Source organism: Bacillus sp. AFS053548 (assembly GCF_002575105.1).
In the GTDB taxonomy this organism is placed as follows: domain Bacteria; phylum Bacillota; class Bacilli; order Bacillales; family Bacillaceae_G; genus Gottfriedia.
Genome location: NZ_NUHI01000087.1, coordinates 1 through 11,089 on the forward strand (window position 1 = coordinate 1; position 11,089 = coordinate 11,089).

Annotated in this window: 12 protein-coding genes; 10 read left to right on the forward strand and 2 right to left on the reverse strand. The window is 33.5% G+C overall.

Annotated features, from left to right (window positions below; genetic code table 11):
- Nucleotides 1–307 precede the first annotated feature (307 nt).
- Nucleotides 308–781 (reverse strand): MarR family winged helix-turn-helix transcriptional regulator, encoded by a 474-nt coding sequence (locus CN946_RS22430; RefSeq protein ID WP_098863061.1) that lies wholly within the window; start codon nucleotides 779–781, stop codon nucleotides 308–310.
- A gap of 146 nt (nucleotides 782–927) precedes the next feature.
- Between CN946_RS22430 and CN946_RS22435 the strand changes: the two genes are divergently transcribed.
- The 8 genes from CN946_RS22435 (at nucleotide 928) to arsC (ending at nucleotide 7,164) form a co-directional block, all read left to right on the forward strand.
- On the forward strand, nucleotides 928–1,512 hold the full coding sequence (locus CN946_RS22435) for a DUF3238 domain-containing protein (protein ID WP_098863062.1): 585 nt from the start codon (nucleotides 928–930) through the stop codon (nucleotides 1,510–1,512).
- A 43-nt stretch (nucleotides 1,513–1,555) separates the two neighbouring features.
- Complete coding sequence (locus tag CN946_RS22440; protein ID WP_098863071.1) at nucleotides 1,556–2,140, forward strand: DUF3238 domain-containing protein; 585 nt, start codon at nucleotides 1,556–1,558, stop codon at nucleotides 2,138–2,140.
- Nucleotides 2,141–2,203: 63 nt separating this feature from the next.
- Entirely contained in the window at nucleotides 2,204–2,830 is a 627-nt protein-coding gene (locus CN946_RS22445; RefSeq protein WP_098863063.1) for an FMN-dependent NADH-azoreductase, read from the forward strand.
- Between the two features lie 1,251 nt (nucleotides 2,831–4,081).
- A complete protein-coding gene (locus CN946_RS22455; protein WP_098863065.1) occupies nucleotides 4,082–4,651 on the forward strand; it encodes a DMP19 family protein in 570 nt (189 codons plus the stop codon).
- A gap of 204 nt (nucleotides 4,652–4,855) precedes the next feature.
- Nucleotides 4,856–5,173 (forward strand): ArsR/SmtB family transcription factor, encoded by a 318-nt coding sequence (locus tag CN946_RS22460; RefSeq protein WP_098863072.1) that lies wholly within the window; start codon nucleotides 4,856–4,858, stop codon nucleotides 5,171–5,173.
- A 59-nt stretch (nucleotides 5,174–5,232) separates the two neighbouring features.
- Entirely contained in the window at nucleotides 5,233–5,670 is a 438-nt protein-coding gene (locus CN946_RS22465; RefSeq protein ID WP_098863066.1) for an ArsI/CadI family heavy metal resistance metalloenzyme, read from the forward strand.
- Nucleotides 5,671–5,689: 19 nt separating this feature from the next.
- Nucleotides 5,690–6,733, forward strand: a complete 1,044-nt coding sequence (gene arsB / locus CN946_RS22470) for an ACR3 family arsenite efflux transporter (RefSeq protein WP_098863067.1) — start codon at nucleotides 5,690–5,692, stop codon at nucleotides 6,731–6,733.
- Nucleotides 6,734–6,756: 23 nt separating this feature from the next.
- Entirely contained in the window at nucleotides 6,757–7,164 is a 408-nt protein-coding gene (gene arsC, locus CN946_RS22475; RefSeq protein WP_098863068.1) for an arsenate reductase (thioredoxin), read from the forward strand.
- A gap of 472 nt (nucleotides 7,165–7,636) precedes the next feature.
- Here arsC and CN946_RS22480 read toward each other — a convergent pair whose 3' ends face one another.
- A complete protein-coding gene (locus CN946_RS22480; RefSeq protein ID WP_098863069.1) occupies nucleotides 7,637–8,764 on the reverse strand; it encodes an IS110 family RNA-guided transposase in 1,128 nt (375 codons plus the stop codon).
- A gap of 397 nt (nucleotides 8,765–9,161) precedes the next feature.
- Here CN946_RS22480 and CN946_RS22485 point away from each other — a divergent pair, with 397 nt between their 5' ends.
- Both CN946_RS22485 and CN946_RS22490 read left to right on the forward strand, forming a co-directional pair.
- Nucleotides 9,162–9,362, forward strand: coding sequence for a cold-shock protein (locus CN946_RS22485; RefSeq protein WP_069034332.1), 201 nt, complete (start codon nucleotides 9,162–9,164; stop codon nucleotides 9,360–9,362).
- Nucleotides 9,363–9,866: 504 nt separating this feature from the next.
- Nucleotides 9,867–10,994 (forward strand): IS110 family RNA-guided transposase, encoded by a 1,128-nt coding sequence (locus tag CN946_RS22490; RefSeq protein WP_098863070.1) that lies wholly within the window; start codon nucleotides 9,867–9,869, stop codon nucleotides 10,992–10,994.
- Nucleotides 10,995–11,089 lie beyond the last annotated feature (95 nt).

Below are 11,089 nucleotides of genomic sequence, written 5' to 3' on the forward strand. Positions count from 1 at the left end.
TCCATTCTACTCGACTAGTTGAACATGAAATAGAGGATGTTCGATTAATGAACATCCTCAATAATGCTTCAAATCACACAAATATGTAAGTTAAACCATAAATTTGCCATCTAATAAAGCATATCTTTGCCAAAAAGTTACACTCTTTCACTTGGTTTTATTATTTTGTTCAAGCATAAAGTTGCCGAAAATNNTTTTCGGCAACTTTATGCTTAAATAACTAATTTTTTAAAATCGAAGTATACTGGGATTCATTTGTTTCGTATGTTAATGGATGTGTGGTTGATCCCCTTTATTGACTTTATTTTTACCAAACAGGTCTTAACTTGGATAATAATTCACCTTCGTTTGCTTCATAAACTAATTTTGTTAAATCCTCTTTGAGCATCTGCATACGTTCAGCACCTATGTTGTCAATCCAACGTTGTTCTATCTTAGTTAGAATCTCCTCTTTAGCTTTCACTACTAACCAACCACGTTCAGTCAGAACAATAATTTTCCCTCTCTTGTCAGTAGGATGAGTTTGGCGCATTACATAACCACTTTTCTCAAGATAATCCACCATTTTACTCACTGCTTGCTTTGAAATTCCTAGATATTCAGCTACTTCAATACCTGTTGCTCCATTCGGAATGATACGTTTTAACATAAAACCATGTACAGGTCTAATATCTTCAAAGCCTAATTCACTCAATCTGTCATGAAGTTCATTAATCAAAACACTAAAAGATACTGATAAAAGTGATGTAAGATCCAATTCACTTAATAATTGATTTTTCATCAGTAAAACCTCCTCGGATGAAGTCAATTAAGTTGACTATATATAAAACCTATTGTACTATACGAAATATAGTCAATCAAATTGACTATATTAATAAAGATATAAGATCCACTGAAATAAAAATTAATAAACAACGGAGGGTTCTCATGGCTAATATCTTGAAAATTAGAGGGAGTGTATTTGCACCGTATGCTTGGTTGGAACCTATTGAAAATCCTGCAACAGGAAAGGTGCTCGTATATGCTGGTGATGCACGTGAATTTACACCATACGCTGTACACACAAAGCGATCAAGATTGGAGCAAGAAGTGATTATTGATTTTTATAAAAAAGAAATTTTCACATCTGCAGATGCTTGTATCGTAACTCTGAAAGTTACAAATCCTGATGGTTCTATTGATTATAAAGAAGGAAAAACAGGTATAGAAAACATTGTATGTACTAATGTTGTATGGGGTACTGATGAAGTTTCTTTTGAAATGAAGGCAAGTGCTACTAACCCATTAGATACAGCAGCACCTGCAGCTGACTATTTATTAACGATACGTGTTAAAAAAAGTGGAGTTGCACATATTGAAGGTTCCCATGATGGGTTCCCCTGCTATGAATTTTATAAACAAGTAGATTTTGGTCCATTTAGATTAATCTATGCACATGATTATAGAGAAACTGGTGACACTCCAAAAGCGCTAGCTGGAGAAATGGAATACAGTTTTAAAACGATAATCTAGATATAAAAGTATTACCATAAATAAAATTATAGAGGTGTTTCTCATAGCTAATATAGTGAAAATTAGAGCAAACGTATTTATTCCAATGTCTTGGACTGATCCTAAAAAGGATATTCAAACAGGAAACGTAATAGTTTTCGAAGGGGACTCACGCGAATTTACACCGCATGCTGTAAACACTATGCGTTCCAGAATTGAACAAGAAGTAATTGTAGATTTTTACAAAAAAGAAATTTTCACATATGCGAACACTGGTATAACAACGGAAAGAGTCACGACCCCAGATGGTGCCGTTAATAAAAGAACAGGAAAAGCTAGAACAGAACGTATTGTATGCTCTGATATTGAATGGGGTTCTGGTGACGTCAAGTTTCAAATGAGTGCAAGTGCTAGCAACCCATTAAATGAGTATGCTCCTCCCGTTGACTATCTTTTAACTGTACATGTTAAAAAGGATGGTGTTATCAATATACAAGGAACACATGATGGATTCCCTTGTTATGAGTTTTATAAACAAGTAGATTTTGGACTGTTTGAACAAATTTATACTCATGATTTTAGAGAAACTGGCGATACACCTGAAGCAATGGGTGGAGAAATGGAGTTTAGGTTTAATAAAAAATTGTAAAATCAAATGCAAATCAATTACCAAAAGAACGACCTTTTTAAGTGAATATTAGGAGGAAAAATAATGACAAAAGTTTTATTTATAAAAGCAAACAATCGCCCAGCAGACCAATCAGTGAGTGTGAAATTATATGAGGCTTTTTTAGCAAGCTACAAAGAATCACATCCAAACGACACAGTGATAGAGCTTAATTTATACAATGAAGAATTGCCATATGTTGGAGTAGATATGATTAACGGCACATTTAAATCTAGTAGAGGATTAGATTTAACAGCTAAAGAAACAAAAGCTGTGGCTGTTGCTGATAAATATTTAGAACAATTTCTTGAAGCTGATAAAGTTGTGTTTGCATTCCCATTATGGAACTTAGCGGTACCTGCTGTACTTCACACATATATTGATTACTTAAATCGAGCAGGTAAAACATTTAAATATACACCAGATGGACCAGTTGGACTAATTGGAAATAAAAGAATGGTTTTATTAAATGCACGTGGTGGTATTTATTCTGAAGGACCAGCAGCTAACGTAGAAATGGCTGTTAAATATGTTGCAAGTATGATGAACTTCTTCGGTGTGAAAGATATAGAGACAGTAGTGATTGAAGGTCACAATAAATTCCCTGATAAAGCTGAACAAATAATTACAACAGGTCTTGAAAGAGCTGTTAAATTAGCAAGTACATTTTAGTAAGATAATCATGAATATAAAAACAGTACTTAAGCATCTCGATAGCATTTGTACTGTTTTTTCACTTTTTACTTATTCAACTAACGTATGCGATTCTTCAATAGAAAATCGCTTTTTCTTATTCAACAAAATGGCAGTTTAGTTCAATAAGGATTATTTGATTTTCAATGAAAAAAAGCAATAATCCCCCAAATTACAAAGGTCGAAATATTAGATACAATAAACTTAGAATTTATATTGTTAACTTATTTACCATACGGGGGTTACTTATGTTTTGGTTTTGGATATTAAAGTTGTTTTTTATAGTTATAGGAGCAATAATAGCTTTTTTAGGTTATATGCTTAAGGAAGATTTGAGAGATGTATTAAAGTCGAATACATTAAATATTAATAGTTGGCTTATGTCATTTTTTTTGGTGGTTTTATGACTCATTTATTGAAAAAGCAAAATTAATTTATATTCAAATTTTAGTAATTGGATTGGGATTAGTTATATTGATGTTCGGTGTTTTAATTCAGTATGATTAATTTTCATTGAGTAAGTCCAATTAATAATATTCCTTATTGAACTAACACAATACATTAGTTGAACAACAAGATTGGCTATATAAATTCAAATAAATGCAAATTTCTAAGGAGCTACCTCATGGGATCTTTCTTTAATAAAATAAGGAAACAGTTCTTAAAAAATGGATTAAAACCTTTAGTCATTATAGGTATATTATTTGTTATTTTACTATTAATTGGGAAAGACATTAATTTAAGTGACATGCTTTTTTATATAATTTTCTATCCAATTGGGGAGAACGTTATTTATTACTTCGAATCAAAAAAAATAAATTGGAAGCAAATTATTAAGGATATTATAATATTTATTTTTTTATCATATTTGTATCACTTTACTTATATAACATTAAAGTCAGTTGGTTTAAAACCTATAAAATTTTTATCAGAAGGTATTGGATATACGGTGACCATATTAGTAGTTATATCATTTATTTGCGTTTCTTTTTTTGTTCCAGTGGAAATTCTTAAGCAAAAGAAAAGTACCAATAAAAATTAATTGGTACATAACTATTTAAGTCACCTATTCAACTAAAGCATTGCATTAGTTGCTCAACAAGATCGGCTGCTTAGTCGATTTTTTTATTATTCAACAAAATGGCAGTTTAGTTGAACAAGAATTTAGAGAGTAGTTGTAGAATTTATTTAAAGTTGTACGTGTAAAAGAATTTAAAGGTAGGTTTAGATATGAGTGATATGTATTATCCTGAATTTCTTAATAATCTTATTTCATTGGCGCAATTGAAATGTAAATCTGGAGAGGAAATCATAGAAGAAATTGCATCAAACTTATATGATGATGAAAATAATTTTATATTCGAAGTGGAATATTTTTATAAAATACCTGATGTAATAAGAGATATTATTCTATTAATTAATTTCGATACTGAACTTGCTATGGAAGGTATATTGGGTTTTCTTGAAAATTCTAGTGGAGTTTTTATAAACGATACAATCGAAACCTTAGAAAAAATACATGCCGAACAAGATTATATTATATTGAAGAATATTAAGAGTATATTGGATGAGAATAATATTTCTACTACACATTTAAGAGCTAATACAAATAATCAAGAACAATTTAGCATACAAGACTTTAGTGAAACGCATGGCTCAGCATATGATATTATGTCAGACAGGATTTGTGAAATTGCAGAAAAACTATATATCACTTCAGAAGATAGAAACATATTTGATGACCTTATTATGTATGTAGATAAAAATAAATCATTGTTGTTCAAAGAACTAAACAACTGAAATTTCATACCCACTTATTGAACTGACGCATGCGATTCTTCAATAGAGGATCGCTTTTTCTTATTCAACAAAATGGCAGACTAGTTGAATAAAAAGTTTTAAAAAAATCAATTTTTTTTGATTAATATATTGCATTTATTTATTAAATTGACATATACTTAATTCATCAAGAAAATTTGATTAAGGAGAAAACACATGACTGAGATGAAACAACAGTTCCAGAAATATGAGCAGAAATTTAAAGCGTTAGCTGATCAGAAGCGTCTAGAAATCATGTATGAGCTTTGCCAAAGAGGAAGTACATGTGTATGTGATTTAACGGAAGCGTTTGATATGACACAATCTAAGCTTTCGTATCATTTGAAAATCTTACTGGATGCAAGGCTCATTGTAAAAGAGACGAAAGGTACATGGAGCTATTATGACTTGAACGACACAGAAGTTAACAACTTGCTATCAGAAGAGCTTTGTTGTATTTTCCGAAAATCAGATAAAGGTAAACGTAACAGTAATTGTTGTTAAATTTTTTTAATCATTAAATCAAATTTTTTTGATTTAAAAAATTAAGGGAGGAATTCTGTATGAAATATGTTCATGTAGGGGTTAACGTAACAAATTTAGAGGCATCAATTACTTTTTATCAAAAGGTATTTGGTTTGGCACCCGTTAAAGTGAAAGAAGGGTATGCGAAATTCCTGTTAGAAAATCCAGGTCTTAATTTCACGCTAAATGTTCGTGATCAAGTTGAGGGTAATCAAGTAAATCACTTTGGTTTCCAAGTTGAAACAGCTGAAGAAATCTTAACTCATAAGGAAAGACTAGAAAAAGAAGGTTTCTTCGCACGAGAAGAAATGGATACAACTTGTTGTTATGCTGTTCAAGATAAGTTTTGGGTAACAGATCCAGACGGAAATGAGTGGGAATTCTTCTATACAAAAGCAGATAGTGAAGTTCAAAAAATAGAAAATACGTCTTGTTGTAAGACTTCCACTGAATCTAAAGTTAATTCTTGTTGTTAGTGTGTAAAAGGAGAAGAGAATGAAACAATTATCATTTTTAGACAGATATTTAACCCTTTGGATATTCGTAGCAATGGCAATTGGGATAATTCTTGGCGTTTCAACACCTGGATTTATAGATAACCTAAACAAATTACAGGTTGGAACGACTTCAATACCTTTAGCTATCGGATTAATTTTAATGATGTATCCGCCACTGGCTAAAGTTCGTTATGAAGAGATCGGAAGAGTATTTAAAGATGTAAAAGTATTATTTCTATCATTAATTCAAAACTGGTTAATTGGACCAGTATTAATGTTTTTATTAGCAATTATCTTTTTAAGAGATTATCCAGAGTATATGGTCGGTTTAATAATGATTGGCTTAGCAAGATGTATTGCAATGGTTATCGTATGGAACGATTTAGCTGATGGAGATCGAGAATATGCGGCTGGATTAGTAGCCTTTAACTCCATTTTCCAAATGATCTTCTTCTCTGTTTACGCATATTTCTTCGTAACAGTATTACCAAAAGTTTTTGGTTTAGAAGGTATGTCAATCGATATTACAATGCCAGAAGTGGCAAAATCAGTTTTCATCTATTTAGGAATTCCATTTTTAACAGGACTATTTACTAGATTGATACTTGTAAAAGCCAAGGGTAGAGATTGGTATGAAAAAGAATTTATTCCTAAAATCAGTCCAATTACGTTAATTGCATTATTGTTTACAATTGTTGTGATGTTCTCATTGAAGGGAGAAGTAATTGTAGAACTTCCTTTGGATGTTGTTCGTATCGCAATTCCTTTATTAATTTATTTCATCATTATGTTCTTTGTTTCTTTCTTCTTAGGGAAGAAATCGGGAGCAAGTTATGGAGTTTCAACAACTTTAGCTTTCACAGCTGGAAGTAATAATTTTGAATTAGCAATTGCAGTTGCAGTTGGAGTGTTTGGAATTAATTCAGGAGCAGCATTTGCAGCAGTAATTGGTCCTTTGGTTGAGGTACCCGTAATGATTGCGTTGGTTAACGCAGCATTGTGGATGAGAAGAAAATACTTTGCAAAAGAAAAAACAATATAAATTTATACTAAGGTGGAATACACATGGCAGATAATAAAAAAACAATTTACTTCTTATGTACTGGGAACTCTTGCCGTAGCCAAATGGCAGAGGCATGGGGAAAAAAATATTTAGGAGATAAATGGAACGTCCTATCAGCTGGAATTGAAGCACACGGTGTGAATCCAAATGCAGTTAAAGCAATGGATGAAGTTGAAATCGACATCCGTGAACAAACATCAGATGTAATTGATAATAACATTTTAAACAATGCAGATTTAGTGGTGACTTTATGTGGTCATGCGAATGATGTATGTCCAGTTACACCACCACATGTGAATCGTGTGCATTGGGGATTTGATGACCCAGCAAGTCAAGAATGGAGTGTATTCCAAAGAGTTCGTGATCAAATTGGTCTTCGTATTAAACAGTTTGCTGAAACTGGAGAATAGAAAAAGAACCTTCTTACATAGAAGGTTCTTTGCTTTTCTTATGCAACTGATATGAACGAAACTGTCAAACCACCAAACCAAAAAGGTTTTAATTTAGGGATTTTTCATTTTTTAGACAGACTTAAATTAAGACTACCAACCTAGAATTTAAAAATTAGATTTTCTAAGTCTGTGAATTACAACTCTATAATAGTAGATTTTTTTTGTTTTTAAAGAAAAGATAATGTCTTAAAAGCTTGGCACGAAGGCAAATAAATTAACGGTGATTTACAGTCTGATATGCGTGGGTTGGTTACCACATTTCATTTTATCCGTTACGGAGCTGCCTCGATCTAACGGCGCATGTTCAGTTATTAAACCTAATGCATAGTTGCACAAGAGGGTTCTCCTTCCCGAATTTGCCTCCGAGCCAAGATTTCAATATTTTTAGACGCTATTAATTTAATATGTAATAATTGGTGTGGTTTTACTTTTAAGCAACTTTTGATTGGGATAATTGTGTACCTTCGATACTACAACCAATTGCCCATATAAATCCAATTAATTCTCGAGCGACTGCGACTACTGCGAATTTACCTGTTTTCCCTCTAGCAGTGATTCGACTGTATTTTAAATTAAGACGGTGTTGAGCTTTCCAGGCAATTCTTTGTGCTTCGAGTGGTTGACCAATTTGTCTCTTTTTTAATTCACCTTTTAGTGATGGACGATGGCGATAAGACCAAGATACTTCCACTAAAGAACGTCGGATATGTGAATTTCCAACTTTGGTAATAGAACCTTGCCAACGATTTGATCCACTGGAATATTCTTTCGGAACAAGTCCTGCATAAGACATTAGTTGTGCTGGATTTGAGAAACGAGAAAATTGCCCAACTTCAGCGACTAGTGTTACAGCCGTAATCTCAGCTATTCCTCTTAATGTCTGAAGTGCTTGAATGACAGGCGCATGTTCGCTTCCAATTGCTTCTTCGTGAATCTGAGTTTCAATACGCTTCATTCTTTCTTCTACTTCATAAATAGAATGAAAATATTCTTGGAAAACAATTCTTAATGATTGTTTCTCAAAAGTGAGTGAATTCAACCAAGTACGATATTTGACTGTCCAATTTTTAACACCTTGAGGTGGGCGAATTTCATGACGTAGTAAGAAGTGAACAAGTCTTTGACGTACTCTTTGTAAATCTTCACGAGTATCAAATCGAGCACGTATTAAATCTCTTAAAGCTTCATGGTTTTCATCAGGCACCCAAACAGAAGTTAGCTCTCCAGCTCGAAGAAGCTGAGCTAGTCTTAGTGCATCACGACGGTCTGTTTTTACTCGATCACCAGCTCTTTTCGGAATTAGAGTAGGTGCGACTACAATACATTCTATATCCATTGATAAAAGCTGACGGTAAATACAATACCCGCATGAACCTGCTTCATAGCAAACTAGTAGCTTTTCTGGATCGCCTAACTTTTTGAAAAGTTTACGAATGCTTTCAGGTGTGTTTTGAATATTACCGTGAAATCGTGGTTCTCCACGTCCTTCTTCAGCAATACCAACAGAAATAATGTCTTTTGAAACGTCTAAACCAATAAATTTTTGACTATCCTTCATAATATAAACGGCTCCTTTTTGTTTGTAGCTCTACATTTGGATTGGGTAGGCTTTTAATTCACTCCCATTATTGCCAAGTGCAACCTACGCTAAGCAAAAGGAGCCGTTTCGTTCATTATGACTAACGCATGCTTTAGTTGAACAAGAACAACCAAAGACACTTTATTGTGTTTATAAATTCTGCACAAAATTAAATTGAGTGTTTACTTTAATGAGAAGCTGAAAATTCGACTTATATATAGTAACCTTGCAAACAAATTCAAAAAATGCTATTCTAAAGGTGAATTATTTTTGTTCGGTGTAAAGGATAATATTAGTAAAACTTTTCGTCTTGATGATCACTGAGAGCAAGGATAGTAATACATTGTGTGTACTAACACACTAGGAGGCAACAAACATGGAAAAAGGTAAAGTAAAATGGTTTAATGGCGAAAAAGGCTTCGGTTTCATCGAACGTGAAGGTGGAGAAGACGTATTCGTTCATTTCTCAGCTATCCAAGGCGAAGGGTTCAAAACATTAGATGAAGGTCAAGAAGTGACTTTTGACCTTGAGCAAGGTCAACGTGGAGCACAAGCAGCTAACGTTCGCAAGGCTTAATTATAATAACAAACATGGACAGGCTCTTAATTTGAGTCTGTTTTTTATTTTTCTAAAAAAACAAAAACCCCACTCACTAATGAGTAGGGAACAGAAAACAGAAAACAGAAAACAGAAAACAGTAAATCAAATGGTAAACAAAGTGTAACACATAATTTGTAGGATTCCTAATTTCAATCAACCTACCATGTAAGAACGTAATTTTCTTACATTGCCTGTGGTGAAGCTCTGTTTTTTGGTTGGTTAACGTGTGCGCTTCTTTAAGAAGAAACAATCTTTTTAATACTAATTTAACTAGAAATGATCTTCAGTAAACGGGCGCTTTAGTTGAACAACGATAGACTACTTCGGTGGTCTTTTTTTATTAAAGTAAATGGCACGTTAGTCATAATGAACGAAACGGCTCCATTTTGCTTAACGTAGGTTGCACTTGGCAAAAATGGTAGTAATCAAAAAGCCTACCAAAACCAAATGTAGAGCTACAAACAAAAGGAGCCGTGTATTATGAAGGATAGTCAAAAATTTGTTGGTTTAGACGTTTCAAAAGAGATTATTTCTGTTGGTATTGCTGAAGAAGGACGTGGAGAACCAAGATTTCACGGGAATATTCAAAATACTCCTGAAAGTATTCGTAAGCTTTTCAAGAAGTTAGGTGATCCAGAAAAATTACTTGTTTGTTATGAAGCTGGTTCTTGCGGATATAGTATTTACCGTCAGCTTTTATCAATGGATATTGAATGTATCGTGGTTGCACCAACTCTCATTCCGAGACGTGCTGGAGATCGAGTAAAAACGGATCGCCGTGATTCTTTACGGTTAGCACAGCTACTTCGTGCTGGTGAACTAACTTCTGTATGGGTACCAGATGAAACTCATGAAGCCTTGAGAGATTTAATTCGTGCTCGATTCGATACTCGAGAAGATTTACAAAGAGTACGCCAAAGACTAATCCATTTCTTACTTCGTCATGAAATTCGCCCACCACAAGGTGTTCGTAATTGGACAGTAAAATATCGTGCTTGGTTGAATTCACTCACTTTTGAGAAACAATCATTAAGAATTGTTTTCCAAGAATATTTTCATTCTATTTATGAAGTAGAAGAAAGAATGAAGCGTATTGAAACTCAGATTCACGAAGAAGCAATTGGAAGCGAACATGCACCTGTCATTCAAGCCCTTCAAACGCTTAGAGGTGTAGCTGAGGTTACTGCTGTCACCCTAGTTGCTGAAATTGGACAATTCTCTCGTTTTTCAACCCCAAGACAATTAATGTCTTATGCAGGTTTGGTCCCTAAAGAATACTCAAGTGGATCAACTCGTTGGCAGGGCTCTATAACGAAGGTTGGAAATTCTCACATTCGTCGTGCTTTAGTAGAATGTTCCTGGTCATATCGTCATCGTCCATCTCTCAAAGGTGAATTAAAGAAAAGACAAGTTGGTCAACCACTCGAAGCACAAAGGATTTCTTGGAAAGCTCAACATCGTCTTAATTTAAAGTACAATCGAATAACTTCTAGAGGAAAAACTGGTAAATTTGCAGTAGTTGCGGTCGCTCGAGAATTACTTGGATTTATATGGGCAATAGGTTGTAGTATAGAAGATTCACAAGTAACTAATCCAAAAGTAGCTTAAAAACTAAATTTGTTTAAAAAATATTAAATTAATAGAGTCTAAAAAGCATTGAAATTTTGGCTCGGAGGCAAATTCGGCAAGGAGAACCCTCTTGT

What these genes read in the sequence shown, in the direction of transcription:
- CN946_RS22430 (WP_098863061.1), bottom strand. Translation starts at nt 781, where the DNA reads ATGAAAAATCAATTATTAAGTGAATTGGATCTTACATCACTTTTATCA.
- CN946_RS22435 (WP_098863062.1), top strand. Translation starts at nt 928, where the DNA reads ATGGCTAATATCTTGAAAATTAGAGGGAGTGTATTTGCACCGTATGCT.
- CN946_RS22445 (WP_098863063.1), top strand. Translation starts at nt 2,204, where the DNA reads ATGACAAAAGTTTTATTTATAAAAGCAAACAATCGCCCAGCAGACCAA.
- CN946_RS22455 (WP_098863065.1), top strand. Translation starts at nt 4,082, where the DNA reads ATGAGTGATATGTATTATCCTGAATTTCTTAATAATCTTATTTCATTG.
- CN946_RS22460 (WP_098863072.1), top strand. Translation starts at nt 4,856, where the DNA reads ATGAAACAACAGTTCCAGAAATATGAGCAGAAATTTAAAGCGTTAGCT.
- CN946_RS22465 (WP_098863066.1), top strand. Translation starts at nt 5,233, where the DNA reads ATGAAATATGTTCATGTAGGGGTTAACGTAACAAATTTAGAGGCATCA.
- arsB (WP_098863067.1), top strand. Translation starts at nt 5,690, where the DNA reads ATGAAACAATTATCATTTTTAGACAGATATTTAACCCTTTGGATATTC.
- arsC (WP_098863068.1), top strand. Translation starts at nt 6,757, where the DNA reads ATGGCAGATAATAAAAAAACAATTTACTTCTTATGTACTGGGAACTCT.
- CN946_RS22480 (WP_098863069.1), bottom strand. Translation starts at nt 8,764, where the DNA reads ATGAAGGATAGTCAAAAATTTATTGGTTTAGACGTTTCAAAAGACATT.
- CN946_RS22485 (WP_069034332.1), top strand. Translation starts at nt 9,162, where the DNA reads ATGGAAAAAGGTAAAGTAAAATGGTTTAATGGCGAAAAAGGCTTCGGT.
- CN946_RS22490 (WP_098863070.1), top strand. Translation starts at nt 9,867, where the DNA reads ATGAAGGATAGTCAAAAATTTGTTGGTTTAGACGTTTCAAAAGAGATT.